Annotated in this window: 20 protein-coding genes; 14 read left to right on the top strand and 6 right to left on the bottom strand. The window is 65.5% G+C overall.

Annotated features, from left to right (window positions below):
- Window positions 1-57 precede the first annotated feature (57 nt).
- The 11 genes from AC13D8_RS18310 (at window position 58) to AC13D8_RS18260 (ending at window position 11901) form a co-directional block, all read left to right on the top strand.
- Entirely contained in the window at window positions 58-609 is a 552-nt protein-coding gene (locus tag AC13D8_RS18310; RefSeq protein ID WP_482970032.1) for a DUF3305 domain-containing protein, read from the top strand.
- Window positions 606-1235 (top strand): DUF3306 domain-containing protein, encoded by a 630-nt coding sequence (locus AC13D8_RS18305; protein WP_482970031.1) that lies wholly within the window; start codon window positions 606-608, stop codon window positions 1233-1235. Before AC13D8_RS18310 ends, AC13D8_RS18305 begins: the two co-directional genes overlap by 4 nt.
- Window positions 1232-1861, top strand: a complete 630-nt coding sequence (locus AC13D8_RS18300; RefSeq protein WP_206018370.1) for a TorD/DmsD family molecular chaperone — start codon at window positions 1232-1234, stop codon at window positions 1859-1861. The genes AC13D8_RS18305 and AC13D8_RS18300 overlap by 4 nt, the downstream gene beginning before the upstream one ends.
- A gap of 54 nt (window positions 1862-1915) precedes the next feature.
- Complete coding sequence (locus AC13D8_RS18295) at window positions 1916-2107, top strand: ubiquinol-cytochrome c reductase iron-sulfur subunit N-terminal domain-containing protein (RefSeq protein WP_482970030.1); 192 nt, start codon at window positions 1916-1918, stop codon at window positions 2105-2107.
- A 108-nt stretch (window positions 2108-2215) separates the two neighbouring features.
- Window positions 2216-5113 carry a formate dehydrogenase subunit alpha gene (locus AC13D8_RS18290; RefSeq protein WP_482970029.1) on the top strand — a complete coding sequence of 966 codons (2898 nt, stop codon included), beginning with the start codon at window positions 2216-2218 and terminating at the stop codon, window positions 5111-5113.
- 12 nt (window positions 5114-5125) lie between these two features.
- Window positions 5126-5719: a formate dehydrogenase FDH3 subunit beta gene (fdh3B, locus tag AC13D8_RS18285; protein WP_129432462.1), complete on the top strand. Its 594-nt coding sequence runs from the start codon at window positions 5126-5128 to the stop codon at window positions 5717-5719.
- 143 nt (window positions 5720-5862) lie between these two features.
- Window positions 5863-7074: a formate dehydrogenase subunit gamma gene (locus AC13D8_RS18280; protein ID WP_482970028.1), complete on the top strand. Its 1212-nt coding sequence runs from the start codon at window positions 5863-5865 to the stop codon at window positions 7072-7074.
- A 3-nt stretch (window positions 7075-7077) separates the two neighbouring features.
- Window positions 7078-8364: a c-type cytochrome gene (locus tag AC13D8_RS18275; protein ID WP_482970027.1), complete on the top strand. Its 1287-nt coding sequence runs from the start codon at window positions 7078-7080 to the stop codon at window positions 8362-8364.
- A gap of 16 nt (window positions 8365-8380) precedes the next feature.
- Window positions 8381-8518, top strand: coding sequence for a hypothetical protein (locus tag AC13D8_RS18270; RefSeq protein ID WP_164989191.1), 138 nt, complete (start codon window positions 8381-8383; stop codon window positions 8516-8518).
- The gene (locus AC13D8_RS18265) at window positions 8515-9882 is read left to right on the top strand and encodes a sigma-54-dependent transcriptional regulator (RefSeq protein WP_482970026.1); all 1368 of its coding nucleotides are present in this window, start codon (window positions 8515-8517) and stop codon (window positions 9880-9882) included. Before AC13D8_RS18270 ends, AC13D8_RS18265 begins: the two co-directional genes overlap by 4 nt.
- A 486-nt stretch (window positions 9883-10368) precedes the next feature.
- Window positions 10369-11901 carry a polysaccharide biosynthesis protein gene (locus AC13D8_RS18260; RefSeq protein WP_482970025.1) on the top strand — a complete coding sequence of 511 codons (1533 nt, stop codon included), beginning with the start codon at window positions 10369-10371 and terminating at the stop codon, window positions 11899-11901.
- Between the two features lie 49 nt (window positions 11902-11950).
- Here the strand turns inward: AC13D8_RS18260 and AC13D8_RS18255 are convergent, their stop codons facing one another.
- Both AC13D8_RS18255 and gyrA read right to left on the bottom strand, forming a co-directional pair.
- Window positions 11951-12490, bottom strand: coding sequence for a hypothetical protein (locus AC13D8_RS18255; protein WP_482970024.1), 540 nt, complete (start codon window positions 12488-12490; stop codon window positions 11951-11953).
- A gap of 131 nt (window positions 12491-12621) precedes the next feature.
- Entirely contained in the window at window positions 12622-15360 is a 2739-nt protein-coding gene (gyrA, locus tag AC13D8_RS18250) for a DNA gyrase subunit A (protein WP_482970023.1), read from the bottom strand.
- 190 nt (window positions 15361-15550) lie between these two features.
- On the opposite strand from gyrA, the gene AC13D8_RS18245 reads away from it, so the two are divergent.
- The 3 genes from AC13D8_RS18245 (at window position 15551) to selD (ending at window position 20003) form a co-directional block, all read left to right on the top strand.
- Window positions 15551-15820, top strand: a complete 270-nt coding sequence (locus tag AC13D8_RS18245; RefSeq protein ID WP_104019347.1) for an usg protein — start codon at window positions 15551-15553, stop codon at window positions 15818-15820.
- Between the two features lie 165 nt (window positions 15821-15985).
- Complete coding sequence (locus tag AC13D8_RS18240) at window positions 15986-17761, top strand: SLC13 family permease (RefSeq protein ID WP_129432455.1); 1776 nt, start codon at window positions 15986-15988, stop codon at window positions 17759-17761.
- An 85-nt stretch (window positions 17762-17846) separates the two neighbouring features.
- The gene (gene selD / locus AC13D8_RS18235; RefSeq protein WP_482970022.1) at window positions 17847-20003 is read left to right on the top strand and encodes a selenide, water dikinase SelD; all 2157 of its coding nucleotides are present in this window, start codon (window positions 17847-17849) and stop codon (window positions 20001-20003) included.
- A gap of 102 nt (window positions 20004-20105) precedes the next feature.
- Here selD and AC13D8_RS18230 read toward each other — a convergent pair whose 3' ends face one another.
- The 4 genes from AC13D8_RS18230 to AC13D8_RS18215 all read right to left on the bottom strand — a co-directional run bounded on the left by AC13D8_RS18230 (window position 20106) and on the right by AC13D8_RS18215 (window position 24598).
- Window positions 20106-21593: a replicative DNA helicase gene (locus AC13D8_RS18230; RefSeq protein WP_104019344.1), complete on the bottom strand. Its 1488-nt coding sequence runs from the start codon at window positions 21591-21593 to the stop codon at window positions 20106-20108.
- A gap of 230 nt (window positions 21594-21823) precedes the next feature.
- Complete coding sequence (locus AC13D8_RS18225; protein ID WP_482970021.1) at window positions 21824-22501, bottom strand: orotate phosphoribosyltransferase; 678 nt, start codon at window positions 22499-22501, stop codon at window positions 21824-21826.
- A gap of 77 nt (window positions 22502-22578) precedes the next feature.
- On the bottom strand, window positions 22579-23616 hold the full coding sequence (gene pyrC / locus AC13D8_RS18220; protein ID WP_482970020.1) for a dihydroorotase: 1038 nt from the start codon (window positions 23614-23616) through the stop codon (window positions 22579-22581).
- A gap of 40 nt (window positions 23617-23656) precedes the next feature.
- Window positions 23657-24598, bottom strand: a complete 942-nt coding sequence (locus tag AC13D8_RS18215; RefSeq protein ID WP_482970019.1) for a phosphoadenosine phosphosulfate reductase — start codon at window positions 24596-24598, stop codon at window positions 23657-23659.
- Window positions 24599-24796 lie beyond the last annotated feature (198 nt).

The raw sequence follows: 24796 nt of genomic DNA, 5'->3' as shown, positions 1-24796 counted from the left end.
CAGGGCCAGCAATTGGGGACATCGCCAGCCGTGACCGCCGTCGCACAAGACAAGCAAATGCTTCTGCCCCTGGGGGTTGTCGTGCGGCGTGCGCCGGGGGTGACGCGGTGGGTGCCGTGGAGTTGGCGTGCGGTGGCTGTGCTGCCCGGCGCGGGCCCCGCGGAATGGCGCGAACTGCGCCGCGACGGCGATGTCGTCGAGTATCACGCCGCCACGCTGACCCTCGATCTGCACCACACGCAAACCGATGCCTATCTTGAGGCGCTGCGCGCGCGGGTTCCGTCGGTTTACGTCGTTATGCGCCCGGTGGCGGCGCAGGGCGGGCAGATGCCTTTCGAGGTAACGCTGGTCACTGCCTCGCCCTTCGAGGCGCAGGATTACTGCGACACCGGCGAAGAGATGGTGGAGCGGGTGCCGATGCCCGAGGGGTTGATCGCGCTGATCCGCGATTTCGTCGCCGCGCACCACGTCGAGGAGGCGTTCAAGAAGCGCAAGCGCGATCGGGTCCGGGTGACGGGATCGGAGGATGGGATCGGCGATGCGCGCATCCCGCAGACGGCGGATGTCTACCGCGCGCCATCGCGCGCCCGCAAGGAGAGGATGCATTGACCGGGGCCGCGGATTTCTGGTCGCGCCGCAAGGCGCGGGTTGCCGCCGAGGACGCGGCGGAGGAACGTGCCGCCGCCGAGCAGGCCGAGGCCGAGCGCGAGGTCACGCTGGCCGACAAGTCGGACGCGGAGATTTGCGAGGAACTGGGCCTGCCCGATCCCGATACGCTCGAGGCGGGTGACGATTTCCAGGCTTTCATGGCCAAGGCCGTGCCCGAGCGCCTGCGCCGCCGGGCGCTTCGGCGGCTGTGGCTGAGCAACCCGGCGCTCGCCAATCTCGATGGGATGGTGGATTACGGTGAGGATTTCACCGACAGCGCCTGCGTGATCGAGGGAATGCAGACTGCCTATCAGGTGGGCAAGGGAATGCTCGCCCATGTGCAGGAGATGGCCCGGCAGGCCGAGGCAGAAGCTGCCGCAGAGGCCGAGGGCGAGGCACCCGAACCGATGGCGCTGACCGAGACGGAGCCCGTGGCAGAGGCCGAGGCGCCGGAAGCGGAGGTCCGTGAACAGGCTGTGCCCACGCCGGATGTGTCCGCAGATACCGAGGCGGAAGACGCACCGCATCCGCCGCCGCGTCGGCGGATGCGCTTTGCCTATGCCGACAACGCCGGAGAGCAGGCATGACCAACCAAGAGGCCATTATGGACACCACAGAAGCCGCGCCCGCGATCGCCGAAGAAGACCGCATGCGCGCTGATCTCTACGACTTCCTCGCAGTGTTGCTGGCACGCCCCGCCGATGCCGCGCTGCTGGAGCGGACCGCTGCGCTGAGCGGCGACGACACTGCGATGGGGCAGGCAGTGTCGGCGCTTGCGCGGGTGGCGAAGGTGAGCACGCCGCGCGCGGTGGAATCGGAATTCAACGCGCTCTTCATCGGGTTGGGGCGGGGCGAGTTGCTGCCTTACGCCAGCTATTACCTCACCGGCTTTCTCAACGAGAAGCCGCTCGCCAGTCTGCGCCGTGACATGGCTGCGCGCGGGATGCGGCGGGCCGAGAACGTCTACGAGCCCGAGGATAATATCGCTTCGCTCATGGAGATGATGGCCGGGCTGATCCGGGGTCGCTTTGGCGCGCCGGGCAGCCTCGAAGATCAAAGGACGTTCTTCGCACGGCACATCAGCCCTTGGGCGGGGCACTTTTTCACGGATCTCGAGGGCGCTCAATCCTCTGTTCTCTATGCCTCGGTCGGCGCGCTCGGCCGGGTGTTCATGGAGATCGAGGCCGAGGGCTTTCGGATGAGCGGGGCGTGAGCCACGCAATAACCGGCGGCGCGTGCCGCCATTAACGAGGGGAGGAACCCTAGAATGACACGGAAACCCGAGGAGGCCACAAGCCGCCGCGATTTCCTCCGGCTCGCCGCCACTGGCGCGCCGGCCGTCGCCGTGGCCACGGCCATGACCGGCGGCAAGGCCGAGGCCGCTGAGCCCGATCTGTCATCCGACCGGATGCAGGACACCGCGCATACCCGCGCCTATTACGACAGCGCCCGGTTCTGAAGCCCCGGACGCCGTGAACCGCCGCTGACGACTGGTTGCGTGACGCCCGACTGTCAGTGGAAACCGCAGTACCCAGCCTGAATCCAGGCCCAGGGAGGAGAGAGAAACATGCTTAGGAAAAAGACCAACGGGGTTGCGCGACGCCCCCAGCGGACCAGTATCCTGTCCGAGGTCGGCGGCAAATCCGTCGATCGCCGCGCGTTCCTGCGCGGTAGCGGCCTGGCCATCGGTGGCCTTGCCGCAGTGGGGGCCTTGGGTGGCACCGTTACCCGCGCCAACGCCCAGAGCGCCGCCAAAGAGGCGGTGAAGACGGTGAAATCCGTCTGCACCCATTGCTCGGTCGGGTGCACGGTCGTGGCCGAGGTGCAGGACGGCGTCTGGACGGGCCAAGAGCCCGGCTGGGACAGCCCCTTCAACCTCGGCGCGCATTGCGCCAAGGGCGCGTCGGTGCGCGAGCACGCGCATGGCGAGCGCCGCCTCAAGTACCCGATGAAGAAAGAGGGCGGCGAGTGGAAGCGCATCAGCTGGGAGCAGGCGATCAACGAGATCGGCGATGGCATGATGCAGATCCGCGAGGAAAGTGGGCCTGACAGCGTCTACTGGCTGGGCTCGGCCAAGCACAGTAACGAACAGGCCTACCTGTTCCGCAAGTTCGCGGCCTATTGGGGCAGCAACAACGTGGACCATCAGGCGCGCATCTGTCACTCGACCACCGTCGCGGGCGTTGCGAACACATGGGGCTACGGCGCCATGACCAACAGCTACAACGACATTCACAATTCCAAGGCCATCTTTATCATTGGCGGCAACCCGGCGGAGGCGCATCCCGTCTCGCTGCTGCACGTGCTGAAGGCCAAGGAAGAGAACAACGCGCCGCTCATCGTATGCGACCCGCGTTTCACCCGCACTGCGGCCCATGCCGACGAATACGTGCGCTTCCGTCCCGGCACCGACGTGGCGCTGGTCTGGGGCATCCTGTGGCACATCTTCGAGAACGGCTGGGAGGACAAGGAATTCATCCGCACCCGTGTCTGGGGGATGGACCAGATCCGCGACGAGGTGAAAGGGTGGACGCCCGAGGAGGTCGAGCGTGTGACCGGGGCACCGGGGTCGCAGCTTCGCCGTGTGGCGCGGACGCTGGCCAACAGCCGTCCCGGCACCGTGATCTGGTGCATGGGTGGCACGCAGCACACCAACGGCAACAACAACACCCGTGCCTACTGCATCCTGCAACTGGCGCTCGGCAACATGGGCGTTGCGGGCGGCGGCACCAATATCTTCCGCGGCCATGACAACGTGCAGGGCGCGACCGACCTCGGCGTGCTGAGCCACACTCTACCGGCCTATTACGGGCTGAGCGCCGGGGCCTGGGCCCATTGGGCGCGCGTCTGGGGCGAAGACCCTGAGTGGCTTGCCGGGCGGTTCGCCACGATCAAGGCCAAGGACGGCAAGGATCAATCGCTCCAGAACCTCTCCGGTATCCCGGTCAGTCGCTGGATCGACGGCGTGCTCGAAGACCCCGAGAACATGGACAACCCCAACAAGGTGCGCGCCATGGTGCTCTGGGGTCACGCGCCCAACAGCCAGACCCGCGGCAAGGAAATGAAGACCGCGATGGAACAGCTCGACATGCTGGTCGTGGTCGATCCCTATCCGACCGTGTCGGCGGTGATGCATGACCGCACCGACGGGGTCTACCTGCTGCCCGCGGCGACGCAGTTCGAGACCTATGGCTCGGTCACCGCGTCCAACCGCTCGCTGCAATGGCGTGAGAAGGTGGTCGATCCGCTCTTCGAGTCGAAGCCTGATCACGAGATCATCGGGCTGTTCGCCAAGAAGTTCGGCTTCCACGATCGGTTCTTCCGCAACATCAAGATCGAGGATGACGGCGTGACCCCGAATGTCGAGGACACGCTGCGCGAAATCAACCGCGGCACCTGGACGATCGGCTATACCGGGCAGAGCCCTGAGCGGCTCCGGCTGCACATGGCCAATCAGCACACCTTCGACCGCACCACTTTGCGGGCAGTCGGTGGACCCGCCGATGGCGAGACCTACGGCCTGCCTTGGCCGTGCTGGGGCACACCGGAGATGAAGCATCCCGGCACCCATGTGCTCTATGACATGTCCAAGCCGGTGAGTGAGGGCGGCCTAACCTTCCGCGCGCGCTTCGGTGTCGAGCGGGACGGCGACAACCTCTTGGCCGAGGGCGTCTACTCGGTGGGCTCCGATATCCAGGACGGGTATCCGGAATTCACCATGCAGATGCTCATGGACCTGGGCTGGGATAGTGAGCTGACCGACGAGGAACGCGCGGCGATCGACGCCGTCGCGGGGCCCAACACCAACTGGAAGACCGACCTTTCGGGTGGGATCCAGCGGGTGGCCATCGCCCATGAATGCGCGCCCTTCGGCAATGCCAAGGCCCGCGCGGTGGTGTGGACCTTCCCCGACCCGGTGCCGCTGCACCGCGAGCCGCTTTATACGCCGCGGCGCGACTTGGTGGCAGATTACCCCACCTACGAGGATCGGCATGCCTACCGGCTGCCAACCCTCTATGCTTCGATCCAGAAGAACGACTTCTCGAAGGAATATCCTATGATCCTCACATCCGGCCGTCTGGTCGAATACGAGGGCGGCGGCGACGAGAGCCGGTCGAACCCGTGGCTGGCCGAGCTTCAGCAGGACATGTTCGTCGAGATCAACCCGCGCGACGCCAACGATCTGGGGCTGCGCGACGGCGAACAGGTCTGGGTCGAGGGTGCCGAGGGGGCCAAGGTCAAGGTCATGGCGATGGTGACCGAGAGGGTGGGCGCGGGCGTGGCCTTCATGCCCTTCCACTTCGGCGGTCATTTCGAAGGGCGCGACCTGCGGGAGAACTATCCCGACGGGGCAGACCCCTACGTGCTGGGCGAGGCCAGCAATACCGCCCAGACCTATGGCTATGACAGCGTGACCCAGATGCAGGAGACCAAGTGTACTCTCTGCAAGATCATGCCAGCGTAAGGAGATAGAGACATGGCAAGAGCAAAGTTTCTGTGTGATGCCGAACGCTGCATCGAATGCAACGCCTGCGTCACCGCCTGCAAGAACGAGCACGAGGTGCCGTGGGGGATCAACCGCCGCAAGGTGGTGACGATCAACGACGGCACGCCGGGCGAACGCTCGATCTCGGTCGCGTGCATGCACTGTTCCGACGCGCCATGCATGGCCGTCTGCCCGGTGGATTGCTTCTACCAGAACGAGGACGGTGTGGTGCTCCACTCCAAGGACCTGTGCATTGGCTGCGGGTACTGCTTTTACGCGTGCCCCTTTGGCGCGCCGCAGTATCCGCAAGCGGGCAATTTCGGATCCCGCGGCAAGATGGACAAATGCACCTTCTGCGCCGGCGGCCCCGAAGAGAACCACAGCCAGGCCGAGTTCCAGAAGTACGGACGCAACCGGATCGCCGAAGGCAAGCTGCCCATCTGCGCCGAGATGTGCTCGACCAAGGCGCTTCTGGCCGGCGATGGCGACGTGGTCTCGGCGATCTACCGCGAACGCGTCGTGGCGCGCGGTTTCGGCTCGGGCGCCTGGGGCTGGGGCACGGCCTACGGGCAGAAGGGCGGCTGACCCGAGAACCTGTCCGGCCGGGCCGCGCCCGGCCGGATACCGGTGCCGGAAGGCTCTCAGGCCGTCGGTACCGGAGACTTGAAAAGTTTCCGATCCGGTTTCCTCCACGGAAACCAGGTTCCCGCACAACAATCGAGGACATCATGCGCGCACTACTCAGCATGGCTTTGTGTTTCCTGCTCGCCCTGCCCGCGATGGCGCAGGAGACGCCGGATACATCCGCCCCCGATCGGTCCGCGACCGGTGGCGCGCAGACGCTCGAGGATATCCTCGCCCGCCAGCGCGGCGAGCAGGTCGACAGCAGCTTTCGCCGCAACGCCACCGGCAACCCCGAAGGTGCTGCCGGGATGGCCAGCCAGCTTGGGACGCTGGGCGGGGCTTCGGATGCCGAGGTGTGGCGCGCGCTGCGCTATGGACTCGAGGATGTGAAAGTGTCCGCGGGTGGACCGGAAGCGCGCGTGCTGATTCAGGATTCGGGCATGTGGTGGCTGCAATTCCGCCGTGGGCCGCTGGCGACCTACGGCGCATGGCTTCTCGGTGGCACTCTGGCGCTGCTGGTGCTGTTCTACCTGATCCGCGGCCGCATCCGCATCGATGGCGAGAAGACCGGGCGCACCGTCACGCGCTTTCAGGCAGTTGAACGGTTCGGCCACTGGCTGATGGCGGGCTCCTTCGTGGTGCTGGCAATCACCGGGCTTCTGGTGCTCTTTGGTCGCATGGCCATCATTCCGCTGCTGGGGCTTGAGGCGTTCTCGACCCTCGCAGCCGGCTCGAAATGGGTACACAACAACATCTCCTGGGCGTTCATGCTGGGGCTTGTGATGGTGTTCGTCATGTGGGTGCTTCACAACATCCCCAACCGCACTGACCTGAAATGGCTGGCTGTGGGCGGCGGCATCTTCAGCAAGGGCGTGCATCCGCCGGCGAAGAAGTTCAACGCCGGGCAGAAGCTGATCTTCTGGGCGGTGATCGTGTTCGGTGCTTCGATCTCGGTCTCGGGGCTGTCGCTGCTCTTTCCGTTCGAGTTGCCGATGTTCGCCAAGACCTTTCAGATACTCAACGATACCGGTCTGCCGCAGGCGGTAGGCTATGGCGCGCTGCCCGAGACGCTGGCGCCGCATGAGGAGATGCAGTTCGCCACGCTTTGGCACACGATCATGGCCTTCGCGCTGACGGCCATCATCCTCGCACATATCTATATCGGTTCAGTCGGCATGGAGGGCGCGTTCGACGCGATGGGCTCGGGCGAGGTCGAGGAGCAATGGGCGCGCGAACACCACGGGCTGTGGCTCGAGGAACTGCAGGAAAAAGGCCACGCGCCTGCGCCCGACAAGGCCACGCACCCCGCAGAATAGGCCATGCGCACGCTGATCGCCGGATTGTGGTTCTTGGCCGCGGCGCCCTCGGTGGCGCAAGAGTTTACTACGCTGAAAGGGCATGGCGGGCCGGTCATGGGGCTGGCCAGCCTGCCCGGTGGCGAGGTGGCGTCGGCCAGTTTCGACAACTCGGTGGGGCTGTGGCAGGGCCGAGAGCCCCACTGGCTGGAAGGGCACGACGCGGCGGTGATCGCGTTGGCACCACTGGGCGAGGCCGGGCTGGTCTCGGGCGGCGACGATTTCGATGTGATCGCGTGGGACAGGTACACAGGCAAGAGTCGTCGTCTGGAGGGCCACAAGGGAAAGATCGCCGGGCTGGCGGTGTCGCCTGATGGAGCGTGGATCGCTTCGGCAAGCTGGGATGGCGCGATCGGCCTCTGGTCGGTGGCGGGAGGCGCGGCGCGGTTTCTCGACGGCCATGATGGGCCGGTGACAGATGTGGCGTTCGGCGCAGATGGAACGCGGCTTTATTCCACCTCCGCCGATGGCACGCTGCGCGTCTGGGACTGGCGTGAGGCTGACCCGGTCGCGCGCATCCTTCTCGATCAGGGGTTCGGCATCAACAAGCTGGTGATTGGGCCGCGGGAGACGTGGATCGCCTATGGTGCGGTGGATGGTGTGACCAGGGTGATCAACCCCGCGACCGGCGACGTGATCGCCGATTTCACCCTCGACCGGCGGCCGATCCTGGCGCTCGAGCACCACGCTGCTACCGGGCAGATCGCCGTCGGCGACGGGCAGGGCTATATCATGGTGATCGACACCGAGACCTGGACGATTGCCCGCGATTTCAAGGCGGTGGCGCGTGGCCCGGTCTGGGCGCTGGCGTTCTCGGGCGATGGACAGATGCTCTACGCTGGGGGGCTGAGCAATGTGGTCTATGGCTGGCCGGTGACAATGCTCGACACGTTTAACCCGGCGGGTGAGACCGAGCACAGCTTTCTGCGCCCGCCAGAGGAAATGGAGAATGGCGAGCGGCAGTTCATGCGAAAATGCTCGATCTGTCACGCGCTCACCCCGCCGCCGTCGCGCAAGGCGGGGCCAAGCCTTCACGGGCTGTTCGGGCGGCAAGCGGGCAGCGTGCCGGGCTATCCCTACTCGCCTGTGCTAGCCAATTCGGATATCGTGTGGACGGACGAGACCATCGACGTGCTGTTCGACCTTGGCCCCGATCACTATATCCCCGGGAGCAAGATGCCGATGCAGCGCATCACCGCCACGCAGGACCGTGAGGACCTCGTGACCTACCTGCGCCGTGCCACCAAGTGAGAGGAGAGACGACCCGATGAAAGCGATGCTTGCCGCCTTTGTGGCCTGCGGGGTGATCGCCGCCGCCGCGCCGACCGTGCTCACGGAACTGGGCTATACCGCCGAGGCGACGCGCGCGGGCGACAATGTCAGGTTGGGCGAAGCGCCCGAATGAGCACCCGTGCCGCCGTCCGAAAGCACACCCCCCGCGACGATTATGGCGAGAGCCTCGCGCGGGCCGCGATCCTCGTCGTAGATGACGAGCCGGGGATGCGCAACTTCCTGGCCAAGACGCTCGGCCCCCGCTGCCGACATGTCGAGCTGGCGCGATCCTGCGCCGAGGCGGGGGAAATCCTCGACCAAGTGCATTTCGACCTCGTGATCCTCGATAACGTCATGCCCGACAAGACAGGGCTCGACTGGCTGGAGGAACAGCGCCGGGTTGGGCTCTTTGCCGAGACCATCCTGATGACGGCCTATGCCGATCTCGACACGGCGATCAAGGCGTTGCGCGCTGGCGTTACCGATTTCGTCCTCAAGCCGTTCCGTGCCAACCAGATACTCAACGCCGTGGCGCGCGCGTTGGACCGCAAGTATCTCGCGCGCGACAACTACCTGCTGCGGCACGAATTGTCGGGGGGCGGTGGCACGGCGCGCGGGCGGCTGTTGGGTAATTCTCCAGCGATCCGCGAGGTGCGGGACCTGCTTGCGCGGCTCGGGCCGATGCCCACGCCGGTGCTGTTTACCGGGGCGAGCGGGACTGGCAAGGAAATCGCCGCGCGCACGCTCCACGCCCTTTCTGACCGCGCCGACAAGCCCTTCGTGGCGGTTAATTGCGCCGCCTTCTCCGAGGGGCACATCGCCGAGGAACTGTTCGGCGTGATCGAGGATGGTACGCGGCACAAGGATGGACTGCTGTTTCATGCCGAAGGCGGCACACTCCTTCTCGACGAGGTGGCGCAGCTTCCGATGGCTGTGCAGGCGGCGCTCCTGCGGGTGCTGGAGGACCGGCGCATCCGCCCCATCGGCTCTGAGCGCGAGGTGCCGCTAGACCTGCGATTCCTGTTCGCAACCAATGCCGATCTGACGGTCGAGGTGGCGGCGGGACGGTTCCGTGACGATCTGTATCACCGCATCAATATCGTCAATGTCGGGATGCCCAGCCTGCGCGAGCGCAAAGAAGATATAGCGGAGCTGGCCGCGCTGTTCATGAGCGAGTTTGCCACCGCGCTGGGGATGCCCGCGCTGGAACTCAACGACCAGGTGCTGCTGAAGCTCACCCGCTACGACTGGCCCGGCAATGTGCGCGAGTTGCGCAACCTGATTGAACGGTCGGTGATCCTCGGGGAATTTCCGGCGGAGTTCGAAGGGCAGGGCAGGGTGACCGGCGCGCAGGCCATCGAGACGCTTGAGATGGTCGAGCAGCGCCACATCCTCGCCGTTCTCGACGCCTGCGGCGGCAACCGGGCCGAGGCCGCGCGGCGGCTTGGCGTGGCGCGCAAGACGGTGGATCGAAAATGCGCCGCGTGGGGGGTGTGAGCGGGCTGCCGGACCTCGCGCGATCCTTGGGGGGCCTGAAGCGCGCGCCCCTCTGCTCGTGCCTTTTTCGAGAGGCTGTTCGACGTCCCACCGATCACACAACTGTGCCAAACGGTCTCGGGATGGTGCGCTCCCGCGTCAGTTCATCAGGGTCAAAACCCAAACCGCTTAGGTGTCCGGTGAAACGGGGGCCAGATCACGCGCCGCTTGGTACGAACAGGTACCAAGCAGGAGGATGAGCGCGCATGCCACGGTCGATCTCATGGCCGGCCGTAAGGTTGCTTCTCCTTGAGCCACGATAACGCGGTTTTTCAATTCCTTATCTTGTCCGATCCCGTGCGACTGTCGCAAGATAATCCAGCATGTCGATCCGTCCAACCCGCACAATCCGTCACAGGGCGGTGAACACCATTGCCGTCACAGTACCAGTCGGCCTACCTTGGCATGAGCCGAGCGATCCCCCGCCGCACGAGGACGGACCCAGCCATGCCCGAGAGCCCTTTGAATGTGTTGCGACGTATCCGGGCCCGGATCGCCTCTGGACGGTCCCGGCCCGATACCTCGGCGGTGACCACGGAAGGCCGTCTGCCGGTTCTGATCTACGGGGCCGGGCAAACCGGCCAGCAGCTTGCCGCCGCGCTGTTGCGTGATGACCGGCTGCGCCCAGTGGCCTTTGCCGATGACGAGCCCCGGCTTCGGGGGATCATCGTGTCGGGTCTTCGCGTATACAGCCCCGAAGAGATCGAGGCGCTTGTTGCGCGGCACGGGATCGGGCGCATCATCCTCGCCATGCCCAGCGCGAGCGAGGCGGCGCGCACGCGACTCACCCGCCGGCTTGCCGCTACCGGCTGCGAGGTGCACGCGCTGCCTTCCTTTGCCGATCTGGTGACAGGCCGCGCGGTCACCCCTTACGAGAGCCATCCCATCGACCCGACAACCCTTCTGGGTCGTGACGCGCTGGAAAACGAGTTGCCCGGAGTCACCGACGCCTATGCCGGGCGACGCGTCCTCGTGACCGGTGCGGGCGGCTCCATTGGCGCGGAACTGTGCCGCCAGATCGCGACCTGCGCGCCGAAGACGCTGATCTTGCTCGACCACGGAGAACACGCGCTTTTCCAGATCGAGCGCGAATTGCGTGACCTCGCCCCCGAGGTCGAGATCGTTCCCATCCTCGGCTCGGTCTGCGAGCCGGCGCTCGTCTCGGTGCTGATGCAGGCCAAGAAGATCGACGTCGTGCTCCACGCTGCCGCCTACAAGCACGTTCCGATGGTGGAATCCAATGCCATTGAGGGGATGCGCAACAACGTGATCGGTACCCGCACCGTGGCCAGCGCCGCGCTTGATGCCGGTGTCGAGCGGTTCATCCTCGTTTCTACGGACAAGGCGGTGCGCCCCACCTCGGTGATGGGCGCCTCCAAGCGGTTCGCCGAGATGATCGTGCAGGATCTCGCTACCCGCGCCACGCGCACGCGCTTTTCAATGGTGCGTTTCGGCAACGTGCTGGGCTCGTCGGGATCGGTGATTCCCACCTTTTCCGAACAGATCGCACGGGGCGGTCCTGTCACGCTCACGCATCCGGATGTCACGCGCTACTTCATGACTATCCCCGAGGCGGTGCGGCTGGTGTTGCTGGCGGGCACTATTGCGCGCGGCGGCGATGTGTTCGTGCTCGACATGGGAGAACCAATCCGCGTGCGGGACATCGCGCTGCGGATGATCGAGGCATCGGGGCTCACCCTGCGCGACGCGGCCAATCCCGACGGCGATATCGAGATTGCCGTAACCGGGCTTCGCCCGGGCGAGAAGCTGCACGAGGAATTGCTCATCGGCTCGGATATGCTTACCACGCCGCACCCACGCATCCTGCGCGCGCAGGAGGGGCACCTCTCGGAGATTGAGCTTGCCAAGGCGCTCCGGTCGCTGTCCGAGGCGATCGAGACCCGCGACGTGGCTCTCTTGCGCACCATACTCGCGCAATGGATCGAACAGGCCCCTGAGGGAGAGGCTGTGAATGACTGACGGGATAAGCAGAATGGCAGCGAGCCAGGCAGCACTATTCCATCCGGTTTCAGCCCCGGATATCGGCGAAGATGTTGATTTCTTCACTGGGCGCGGGGCGATCGCGCTTGGCCGGCTTGGTGTCGGGGTCCGGAGCTACACGGCGTGGCCGTACGCGGCGTCGAGCCGCGATACGCTGCACTCGCGCGTGGTGTGAGAACACCGAGGCCCGGCGCAAACGCTGCTCGTCCAGTGTGAGATAGCTCAGCAGCACGCCGCAGCAGAGTGTCAGATCATACCAGAAGGCCGACAAATCCTCGACGGAGCCGACGATGAAATTGGTCGTGAAGCTCGAGACCAGCACGAAGAGCGCAAGGCTCAGCGCGGCAAGCCGCAGGGCCGCGCCCAACATGAACCATATCGCCAGCGCCAGAAGCGTGGTTGCGCCCGCCACCCCGCTGATTTCAGGGCTGAGGATTGGCCGGAACAGGACCGCAGGGTCGAAGCCATCGACGAGCTCGAGAGCCACCGCCATGAAGAAGGTGCCGGTGACGATCCGCAGCAGGTTGATGCCGATCTGATCGACGCCGGGAGCGGGGTCTTGGTCCATGACGGTCGGGCCTTTCTTGCCGTGTGCGGGAAACCGGACGTCACTTGCAACCAGAACGAAAGCTCTGTGGTGACAATTGCCGCGAATTCTGGCCGGAATCTGACCGTTTCAGGGAAAATGCGCGCCCGGCCTCAGCCGAGCGCGTCCTCCGCGTCCGCGTCCTCATCGGTCTCTTCGGCGCGGTCGGCGATCCACGCGACCGAGACCACTTCCTCACCCTTTCCGGTGTCGAACACCCGAACGCCGCCCGCGCTGCGCGACCGGAAGGAGATGCCCTCGACCGGCACGCGGATGGATTGGCCGGTGGAGGTGGCGAGCATGATCTGATCCTCCGGGCTGACCGGGAAGGAGGCGACGAGCGGCCCGCCGCGCATGGCGCGGTCGATGGCCGCCACGCCCATGCCGCCGCGCCCGCGTACCGGGTAGTCGTGGCTCGATGACAGCTTGCCGGTGCCACGTGCGGTAATCGTCAGGATCAGGTTCTCGGCCGCTTGCATTTCAGCGAAGCGGGTGGCGTCAATCGCCGCCCCGGCATCGCCCTCGTCCTCGCCCGTTTCGTCATCGGGAGCCCCGGCGGCGGCGCGGCGCATCTTGAGATAGGCGGCGCGCTCGTCCGTCGTGGCCTCGAAATGCCGGATCACGGACATCGACACCACGCGGTCCCCGTCAGTGAGGCGGATGCCGCGCACGCCGGTCGATTTGCGGCCCTTGAAGACGCGCACATCGGTGACGGGAAACCGGATTGCGCGACCCGAATCGGTGACGAGCATCACGTCGTCATCGGGGGTGCAGATACGGGCGTTGACCAGTTCGACGCCCTCGGGCAGGTCCATCGCGATCTTGCCGTTGCGTTTCACGTTGGTGAAATCGCTGAGCGCGTTGCGGCGCACGTCGCCCGCGGAGGTGGCGAACACGATCTGGAGGTCGTCCCATTCCTCCTCGGTGCGGTCCACCGGCATGATTGCGGCGATCGAGACGCCCGTGGGAATGGGCAGGATATTGACGATCGCCTTGCCGCGTGATGTGCGAGACCCGAGCGGCAGGCGCCATGTCTTGAGCTTGTAGACCATACCGTCGGTGGTGAAGACCAGAAGCGGCGTGTGGGTGTTGGCGACGAAGAGCGAGGTGACAACGTCTTCGTCCTTGGTTGCCATGCTCGACAGACCCTTGCCACCGCGTTTCTGCGCGCGGAAATCCGCCAGCGCAGTGCGCTTTACATAGCCGCCTTGGGTGATGGTCACGACCATATCCTCGCGCTCGATGAGGTCCTCGTCTTCCATGTCGCCGGACCAGTCCACGATCTCGGTGCGGCGCGGCACGGCGAATTGTTCGCGCACCTCGCGCAGCTCGTCCGAGATTATCTGCATGATCCGTTCGCGCGAGGCGAGGATGGCGAGGTAGTCCTTGATCTTGCCGGCAAGCTCCTGCAACTCGTCGGTGACCTCGCGCACGCCAAGCTGTGTCAGGCGTTGCAGGCGCAGGTCGAGGATGGCGCGGGCCTGCGTCTCGCTGAGGTTGTAGGTGCCGTCCTCGTTGGCGCGGTGTGTGGGGTCGTCGATGAGCGCGATATATTCAAGGATGTCGCCCGCCGGCCAGCGCCGTTCCATCAGCTTTTGCCTTGCCTCGGCGGCGTCGGCAGAGGCGCGGATCGTGGCCACCACCTCGTCCACGTTCGATACGGCGACGGCGAGACCGCAGAGCACATGCGCCCGTTCACGCGCCTTACGCAAGTCGTGTGCGGTGCGCCGCGCGACCACCTCCTCGCGGAACATGACGAACAGCGACAGGAAGCGGTGCAGGGTCAGTTGCTCGGGCCTGCCGCCGTTCAATGCCAGCATGTTGCAGCCGAACGAGGTCTGCATCGGTGTGAAGCGGTAAAGCTGGTTGAGCACCACGTCGGGGGTGGCGTCGCGCTTCAACTCGACCACCACGCGGACGCCGTTGCGGTCGCTCTCGTCCTGGACATGGGCGATGCCCTCGATCCGCTTTTCACGGGCAGCTTCGGCGATCCGCTCGATCATCGTGGCCTTGTTCACCTGGTAGGGGATTTCGTCGATGACGATGGCGTATCGGTCCTTGCGCAGTTCCTCCACCCGGGTCTTGGCGCGGATGATGACGCTGCCGCGCCCTTCCAGATAGGCCTTTCGCGCGCCGGAGCGGCCCAGCATCAGCCCGCCGGTCGGGAAATCGGGGCCGGGGACGTATTGAATGAGATCCTCGCTGCCCAGATCCGGATCCTCGATCAGTGCCAGCGTGGCGTCGATCACCTCGCCCAGGTTGTGCGGCGGGATGTTGGTGGCCATGCCGACGGCGATGCCGCCCGCGCCATTGACCAGCATGTTCGGGAAACGCGCGGGCAGAACCGTCGGCTCGCGGTCCTTGCCGTCGTAATTGTCCTGGAAATCGACGGTCTCCTTCTCGATATCGGCGAGAAGGAAAGCGGCGGGCTTGTCCATGCGCACCTCGGTGTAGCGCATGGCCGCGGCGTTATCGCCGTCCATGGAGCCGAAGTTGCCCTGTCCGTCGAGGAGCGGCAGGGACATCGAGAAGTCCTGCGCCATGCGCACCAGCGCGTCATAGATCGCGCTATCGCCGTGGGGGTGGTATTTGCCCATCACGTCGCCGACCGCGCGGGCGGACTTGCGATAGGGCTTGTCATGGGTGTTGCCGCCCTCGTGCATGGCGTAGAGGATGCGCCGGTGCACAGGTTTCAGACCGTCACGCAAATCGGGAATGGCGCGGCTCACGATCACGCTCATCGCGTAATCGAGATAGGAGGTCTTCATCTCGTGGGTGATCGAGACCTGCGGACCGGAGGCCGAGGGTGTCGTTTCATCTGGGTTTTCAGGGGGTTGAGGCGTATCGCTCACGTTTTTGACCGTCCTGTGACATGCGCTATATCTTGCCCCTCCGTCTATATCAGAGCCACGATATGGGGTGCAATGGCGCAGGGGCGGGGCGCGTGGCAGCCACTGATCAAGAGTGATAACACACTGTTTTTATTGAAAAGTAATTCCTACATGGCAAACTGATCCGGTCAGGCAAAGACAGGAGCAGAAAATGGAGATGACCGAGACGGAAATGTTGCTGAAGGGCTACGGGCTGACCACGGCGGAATTCTTCTACCGGATGCCGGATTATCGGAACGTGCTCAACAGCTACCTGTGGCAGGATTACGATCTTGCCCCTGATCACCCGAAGCTTTTTGATTTCATCGAGTTCTGGCAGCGTGAGATCGAGGGGCCGCTGCATTCTGTGCGCTTTTCCCATCGCAAGCTGATCGCGCCGGGCGAGTGGCGCAACGTGACCGGCGAGTTCACGCTTCATTGAGCGAAGAGTGGGGGCCCCACCCCCACATCTCCGGGAATATTTGGGGAAAGATGAAGGCAAGGGTCTTGCGGCGGTGGCGGCGCTGCGCAATTAGCTGTTGAAATCGGGGGGCGTCCTGCTGTTACTGCGCGTCAGCCTGCATTCCCGATGAGGAAAGTGCCGCCCATGAGCCCCGATCAGATATTCGTTCTGCTGCTATTGCTCGGGGTCTTCGTGTGTTTCTTCAAGGAGGTGTTCCCGCCATCGGTGACGGCGCTGGGCGCGTCGGCGGTGCTGTTGGCCACTGGCATTATAGAGACCGAGGCGTTCCTGAAGGTGTTCGGTTCGGAGGCGCCGATCACCATCGCGATGATGTTCGTCATCTCCGCGGCACTGGAACGCACGGGTGTTCTTGAAATTATCGGCGGATGGCTGCGCGCGCAAGCGCGCGGATCCTACCTGCGGGCGCTGTTTCTGATGATGGCGGCCTCGATGATGGCCTCGGCATTCATGAACAACACGCCGGTGGTGATCCTGCTGACGCCGGTGATGATCTCGGTGGGCACGTCGCTGGGCGTTAGCTCGTCGCGGCTGCTCATTCCTCTGAGCTACGCGGCGATCTTCGGTGGTACGCTGACGCTGGTGGGCACCTCTACCAACATCCTGATGAGCGGGGTGGCGCGCGATGCGGGTCAGCCGGCGCTCACCATGTTCGAGATGACGTTGCCGGGACTGGTACTGGCCACGGTGGGGGTGGTCTACATGGCCTTTGCCGGGAGGTTCCTGTTGCCGGACCGGTCGTCGCTTGCGAGCGCGCTGGGACAGGAGGGCAAGCGCAAGTTCCTCGCCCGGCTGCTTATCCCACACGAGTCGCGCTATATCGGCAAGAAGCTGGAGGATTTGCCATTCAACCGGGCGGGAGCGCGCATTCTCGACGTGGTGCGTGGCGAGGTTTCGATGCGCCGCCACCTGCGAGACCTGACGCTGGAATCCGGTGACCGGGTGGTGATCAAGACCGATACCGGCGAGATCCTCGGGCTGAAGGAGAACGGTGAGATCGAGTTTCGCGGCATGGATGATAGTGGCTTCGAGCCCGTCACTGCCGAGCGGACTGTGACGATGGAGGCAAGCGTCGGGCCCCACTCGCATTTGCGCGGGCGGCCCATCAAGGATCTGAAGCTGCGGCGCAAGTACGGCGTCTACCTGATGGCCGTGCACCGGCAGGAGCAGAACATAAGCCGTGACTTGCCGGAGGTGCGTCTGCAATTCGCCGATACCGTTCTGCTTGAGGGGCCGCCCGAGGGGCTGCGGCGGCTGATGGAGGATGGCGGCATCGTCAACCTTACCGAGCCCGCCGATCAAGCGATGCGCCGTTCGAAGGCCCCCATCGCCATCGTCACCATCGCGGCGGTGATGATCCTCGCCGCGCTGGGCGTGATGCCCATCGCCGGACTGGCTGTGATCGGGGCGGTGGTGGTGATGATGACCGGCTGTGTCGAGGCCGACGAGGCGTTCGAGGCGATCGACTGGCCGATCCTGTTCCTGATCTTTGGCATGTTGGGGATGAGCCTCGGGCTGCAGGAGACGGGGGCGGCGAAAGTCATCGTCGAGTCGATGGTGGGGCTTATGCAGGGCTTGGGACCGTTGGCGGTGCTGGCGGCGGTCTATTTGTTGACCAACTTGCTGACCGAGATGGTGACCAACAACGCGGTGGCGATCCTCGTGGGGCCCATCGCGATCGCACTGGCGCTTGAGCTGGGTTATGATCCGCGCCCGTTCATCATCACGGTGATGTTCGCCGCCTCGGCGAGTTTCGCCACGCCGATCGGATATCAGACCAACACCTTCGTTTATGGCGCGGGGGGCTACAAGTTCCGCGATTTCCTCGTCGTGGGCCTGCCGCTCAACCTGCTTTACGCGGCGGTGGCAATCCTCGTGATCCCGTTTTTCTTTCCGTTCTGAACGGGGCACGCCTGCGCCAAGCTGCCGCTTTCGCACGGCGGCAATCTGGCCTATGGCTCGGGCGTCAAGCAGGAGAGACGTCGCGATGATGCCCCAACCCGTGCCGCTGAGCCGCGACCTCGTTCTCGTGGGGGGCGGGCACGCCCATGCACTGGTGCTGCGCATGTGGGGGATGGATCCGCTGGCGGGAGCGCGGCTGACTGTGATCGACCCGAACCCCGTGGCTCCCTATTCGGGGATGCTGCCGGGGATGGTGGCCGGCCATTACCGGCAGCGCGACCTGGAGATCGACCTCGTGCGGCTGGCGCGCTTCGCGGGCGCGCGGCTGGTCGTGGGCGCAGTGTGCGGCATCGACGCGGAGGCGCGGCGGATCACGCTCGGGGACGGGCGCGAGATCGGCTATGACGTGGCTTCGGTCGATGTGGGCGTGCATGCGCGGATGCCGACCCTGCCAGGATTTTCGGAACACGGCGTGGCCATCAAGCCGCTCGGTCCCTTTGCCGCGCGCTGGGAGGCGTTCGTGGCCGATGTGGCGGCGGGGCGACAGGCCCCCGAGGCGGCGGTGATCGGCGGCGGTATCGCGGGGGTCGAGGTGGCGTTGGCCATGGCGCACCGGCTGCGGCAGGTGGTGGGACGCGCCGAGGTGACCCTGATCGAACGTGCACGCGTGATCGCGCCGGAGGGGCCGGTGCTGCGTCCGCGGCTGATGCGGGCGCTCGCGGATATGGGGGTGAGGGTGTGCACGGGCGCGCAGGTGGCGGAAGTGCAGGCCGGGGCCGTGGTGCTGGACGGCGGCGAGAGCGTGCCCGCACGCCTGACGGTCGGGGCGGCAGGGGCGCGGGCGCATGATTGGCTGGCGGAAACCGGCCTGCCGGTGACGGAGGGCGGGTTCGTGCGCGTCGCTCCCGATCTGCGGGTTGAGGGGGAGGAAGCGCTTTTCGCCGTAGGCGATTGTGCGCATCACTCAAACGCGCCGCGGCCCAAGGCCGGTGTCTTTGCGGTGCGCGCGGCGCCGGTGCTGCGCGACAACCTGCGCGCGGTGCTCTCCGGCGGGACGACGCGGTCGTTTCATCCGCAGCGCGACTATCTCAAGCTGGTGTCGCTGGGCGAGCAAAGGGCGGTGGCCGAGAAGTTGGGGATCGCCTTTTCCGGGCGACTTCTGTGGCGCTGGAAGGACCGGATCGACCGCGCCTTCATGGGCAAGTTCAACCCGTTGCCGGAGATGCGGAAAGACCCGCCCCCGCGCGACCGCGCATTGTCGGACGAAGAGGGCCATGAGCCGATGTGCGGCGGCTGCGGGGCCAAGGTGGCGCCAGCGGTGCTGCGTGACGCGATCGTGGGCCCGGGCGACGATGCGGCGGTAATTGAGACCGGGGGCGTGGGTCAGGTGCTGAGTACCGATCATCTGCGCGCCTTTACCCAGGATCACGGGCTGATGGCGCAGATTGCGGCGCTGCATGCGCTGGGAGATATCTGGGCGATGGGCGCGCGCCCGCAGGCGGCGCTTGTGTCGGTGACGCTGCCGCGGATGAGCGAGGCATTGCAGGCTCGCAGCATGGCCGAGATCATGGCGGGCGCGCGCGCGGCGCTGAATCCCGCAGGGGTTGAGATTGTCGGCGGCCATTCGAGTATGGGGGCGGAGGCGAGCATCGGGTTTTCGCTCACCGGGATCGTCGAAGGCGCGGCGATCACGCTCGGGGGGGCGCGACCTGGCGACGCGCTGATCCTGACGCGACCGATCGGGTCCGGCACGCTGCTGGCCGCCGAGATGCGCGGAGAGGCGGAGGGCCGCGATATCGTGGCGCTGTTCGCGCGGCTGGCGGTGCCGCAGGGCGATGCCGCGGCAATCCTCGTGCGGGCGAGGGCGATGACGGATGTGACGGGCTTCGGGTTGGCAGGGCACCTGCGCAACATCTGCCTGGAGTCGCGCGTGGCAGCGTGGATCGATGCGGACGCGGTGCCGATATTGCCGGGGGCCGAGGCGCTGGCCGCGCGTGGGGTGCGCTCGACCATCTGGGCGGCCAACCGGCGCGCGGCCCCCGTGGCCGGGCTGGGCGAGACGGCGCGAGAGGCGCTGCTGCACGATCCGCAAACGGCGGGGGGACTGCTGGCCGCGGTGGAGGCCGGGCACGCCAACGAACTGGTGGCGCGGCTGCGCGCCGCCGGGCACGACGCTGCGCTGATCGGCGGGATCGAAGAGGGGATGCCTGGCGCGCTTCGGTGTAGCGGTGCGGCGGGGTGAGGCTGGCGGCGTGCAAGCACGCCTTTGCTTCGCGCGGGGGAACGTCCTGTCCGTCCGAACCGGGCCAATCGCGCCGCTCGGTCCGGAGTCTCGGCCTGTCTGCTAGAAATCCCCGCCCGCACCTTGCTGCCACGGTTTCACGAGGTTTCCGAAGCGCGTGAACTGGTCCTCGAAGCTGAGCTCCACCGTGCCGATGGGGCCGTGGCGCTGCTTGCCGATGATGACCTCGGCCTTGCCTTCGAGCCGGGCCATTGCCTCTTGCCAGTCGGCCATTTTTTCAAGCTCGTGGTCGCCCGGTTTCTCGCGTTCCTTGTAATAGACCTCGCGAAAGACGAACATCACCACGTCGGCATCCTGCTCGATCGAGCCCGATTCGCGCAGGTCCGAGAGCTGCGGTCGCTTGTCCTCGCGGCTTTCCACCTGGCGCGAGAGCTGCGAGAGCGCGAGCACCGGGATATCGAGTTCCTTGGCGATGGCCTTTAGGCCCATCGAGATCTCGCCGATCTCCTGCACCCGGTTCTCGGCAGTGCCGCGCACGAGCTGGAGATAGTCCACGATCAACAGGTCGAGCCCGTGGGTGCGCTTGAGCCGCCGCGCGCGTGCGGCGATCTGGCTGATCGGCAGCGCGGCGGTGTCGTCGATGAAGAGCGGGCAGGATTCGAGTGCCTTGGCGGCCTCGACGAAGCGGCGGAACTCGCCCTCGTCCATGTCACCGCGGCGGATTTTATGCGAGGGAATTTCTGCGGCTTCGGACAGGATGCGACTGGCGAGCTGTTCGGCCGACATTTCGAGTGAGAAGAAGCCCACCACGCCGCCATCCACGGTGCCCTGCGTCCCGTCAGGGAGCGTACCCTTGCGGTAGGCGCGAGCGATGTTGAAGGCGATGTTGGTAGCGAGCGAGGTCTTGCCCATCGAGGGTCGCCCGGCGAGGATCAGAAGGTCCGAGCGATGCAAGCCGCCGAGCTTGCTGTCCATGTCGTGAAGCTCGGTGGCGAGCCCCGCGAGGCCACCGTCGCGCTGGTAGGCGGCGTTGGCGACGTCGACGGCATCCTTGACCGCCTTGAGAAAGCTCTGGAATCCGCTCTCCGACTTGCCCTGTTCGGCGAGTTGGTAGAGCTTCTGTTCGGCATCGACGATCTGGTCACCCGGCTCGCTGCCAATCTCGACGCGAGCGGCACGGGCGGCGATGTCGTGACCCAATGCGATCAGCTCGCGGCGGATGGCGAGATCATAAATCATCTGCGCGTAGTCACGCGCAGCGTAGGTAGAGATCGCGGCCCCCGCGAGATTGACGAGGTAGGCGGGACCGCCGAGTTCCTTGAGCCCGTCATCTTCTTCGAGGAAGGCGCGCAGTGTCACTGGCGAGGCAAGCGCGTTGCGGGTGATGCGCGCCGCCGCAGTCTCGAAGATACGAGCATGGACGGGATCGTAAAAATGCTGCGGGCCGATGATGGCGGCCACGCGGTCGTAGATGTCGTTGTTGGTCAGGATCGCGCCGAGAAGCTGCTGCTCGGCCTCGATGGAATGGGGCACACTGTCGGCGGCTTCGATCCCTGCCCCGGTGGGATTGAATACGCTGACCTCGTTCATGCCCGTACTGCCCTCGTTCTTCGTGATGTCCGGCGTTCGCGTGTTCTACGCCAAAGCCAAGGTTCGCGCCACATGGACAAAGCTGTGGACGATAGCGGGGATAAGGGGGCCGAGACCTCATCCGCGCGACGTCCTGTCCCGCATCCTGTGGTGTTACGCGGTTACTCTACCATATCTGGAGTGGAATTTCGATTCGAGTGGCGGGTTATCCACCGCTTTTGGACGTGAATTTATTTCTTGTTTGCTTCCTGCCACTTACGGGGTGCGTGCAGGAACGCCTCGACCTCGTCGAGTGTCGCGGCGGCAAAGGCTCCCTGCGCGCGCGCCTCGGCCAGCACGTCCCACCAGGTGCAGAGGTGGTGGAGCGCCACGCCGTGATCGCCGAGGGTGCGCTCGGTCTCGGGGAAGATACCGTAGTAGAAGATCACCGCCGTGTGCGCGCAGGTGGCCCCGGTCTCGCGGATGGCATCGACGAAGCTGAGCTTGGAGCCGCCATCGGTGGTGAGGTCCTCGACCAGCAGCACGCGTTGACCCTCGGCCATGGTGCCTTCGATGCGGGCGTTGCGACCGTAGCCCTTGGGCTTCTTGCGGACATAGGTCATCGGCAGAGCCATGCGCTCGGCCACCAGCGCGGCGAAGGGGATGCCCGCCGTCTCGCCACCGGCGACGTTGTCGAACGCCTCGAATCCGGCCTCGCGCATCACGGTGATGCTGAGAAAATCCATCAAGGTGCTGCGGATGCGCGGGAAGGAGATGAGCTTGCGGCAGTCGATATAGGTCGGCGAGGGAAGCCCCGAGGCCAGCGTGAAGGGGGTGTCCGCGTTGAAATGCACAGCGCCGATCTCCAGCAGCATTCGGGCGGTGAGGCGGGCAATTTCATCCTTTGGGGGGTAGGTGGCGGGGATCATGGCGTGGTCCTTGGGTCTGGGCGGTGTGCCGAAGAACTATGATGCCTCCGGCGGGGATATTTCGGGCAAGATGAAGCTCAGTCCACCCGCCAATGGAGCGGAAAGCCGGGGTCGAAGACGGTGACGGGGCCGTCGCCGGTGTCAATCTTGTCGGGGTAGGGGACCGGATCGCCCTTGGTCAAGGTGATCCGCGCCTCGTTCGGGGGCAGGCCGTAGAAGGCTGGGCCGTTGAGTGACGTGAAGCCTTCGAGCCGGTCGAGCGCGCCCTCCTCTTCGAACACGTGGGCGAGGATCGAGAGCGTGTTCGTCGCGGTAAAGCAGCCGGCGCAGCCGCAGGCGCTTTCCTTCAACGGGTCGGTGTGGGGCGCACTGTCGGTGCCGAGGAAAAACCGTGCGTCGCCCGAAGTGGCGGCAGCGCGCAGGGCGAGGCGGTGGTCCTCACGCTTGGCCACGGGCAGGCAGTAGTAATGCGGTTTGATGCCGCCCACTAGGATGTGATTGCGGTTGATGACGAGGTGATGGGTGGTGATCGTGGCGGCGAGGTCGCGGTCCTGAGATGTGACATAGGCCACGGCATCCGAGGTGGTCACATGCTCCATCACCACGCGCAGCCCCGGTGTGACGCGGCGGATGGGATCGAGCACGCGGTCGATAAACGCCGCCTCGCGGTCGAAGATGTCCACCTCTGGGTCGGTCACCTCGCCATGCACGCAGAGCGGCAGACCGACCTCGGCCATCTTCTCCAGCACGCCGCGCACGCGGTCGAAATCGCGCACGCCGGAGGCCGAATTGGTGGTGGCCCCAGCCGGGTAGAGCTTGACCGCTGTAATCAGTCCCTCGGCATGGGCGGCGGCCACGTCGTCCGGGTCGGTTTCTTCCGTCAGGTAGAGCGTCATCAGGGGGGTGAAGTCCATCCCCTCGGGCAGCGCGGCCATGATCCGGTCGCGATAGGCGCGGGCTTGGACGCCGGTGACGACCGGCGGCACGAGGTTCGGCATGATGATGGCGCGGGTGAAGTGGCGCGCGCTCTCTGGCAGGACGGCGGCCAGCATCGCGCCGTCGCGCAGGTGCAGGTGCCAGTCGTCGGGGCGGCGGATGGTCAGGCTCGATTGCATGGTTCGAGCGCATACACAATCGCGCGCGGCTGCGCCAGTGCTAGCCGTCGCGTTCCGCAAGACGGGCCTGCGCCCTGCTCAGCGCGTTTCGGTAGCGCGGGCCGCCCCGTTTCCGGGCCAGCGCGTTGGTGCAAAAGAGCACGGTAAGCCCGTCACGCTGCTCGTTGACCAGCCGACGCAACAACGGGAACAGATATCCCTGTTCCTCTCGGCGCTTGCGCCAGAGCCGGGCGAGGCTCTGGCAGTTGAGTTTGTCCGCGCTCATTTGAGCGAGGATGCGCGGAAGTAAGCCCATCTGCGAGAGCGTCTCCTCGATGGAATAGCCTAGGTGGCGGGTGCGGAAGCGCAAAATGTTGCTGCGGTTGAACAGCGCCGAGTGCATGGCGTCGAGTTCGATCTCGGGATCGTAAAGCAGCGCCGCGTGGGCGGCGGCGTCGAGCATATCTGGTGCATAGCCGTAGCGGTCGGTGAAAGAGGTGCGACGCATGGCCAGATAGCGATCGTCCCACTCGGCCATACGCGGGTCGAGCGTCGCCTGCGGACGCAGCATCAGCACCTTTGCCCCCGGCGCGGCCACTGAGAACGCGGCGGCGGCATAGCCGCGGGGCCCGGCACCATAGAAGATCACCTGCTCGAACTCGTCGAAGAAACCGTCGTCAATCAGTCGGTCGAAAAAGCCGTAGACGCGGGCATCGCGAAACCATGTGTCGCCGTTGCTGAGCAGGCAAAGATGCGACCAGCCGAGCGCTTCGAGCATGGTCCAGCCGAAAGGATGCGCGCGCTCCGAAAGCACCTCGAGCCGGTCGAAGCTCTCGAAGGTGACAAGCAGCACCGGCTTGCGCTCGCAAAACAGCGCCGCGTGCTCGCTTCCCAGCGGTTGCATGTAGCCGTCATCGCCGATCACCGTCTCGGCGCGGTCGAGCCAGTCCTGCCAGTCGCGCCCCGTGAGATCGGCGCTGGTGATATCGCTCTTGTCTTGCATCCGCTCCGACCTTGTCTGCTACACACTGCCCCGTCGCGGGTCTACAGCCCGCTTCGAGGTCAGAAATTGCCGTTCGAATGGGGCGAAACTTGGGAAAATCCGCGGGCTTTCTGCGAGGTCGCAGGTGGCGGGGGTTACGGGTGCGCGCCCTTGACCGGGGCACGCGGGCCATGCAGTTCTGTGCGGGGCGAGGAAGAC

This window comes from Roseovarius sp. B-10 (assembly GCF_056859295.1).
The sequence above is the reverse complement of the archived record's forward strand: the minus strand, read 5'-3'. Positions and strand labels throughout refer to the sequence as shown.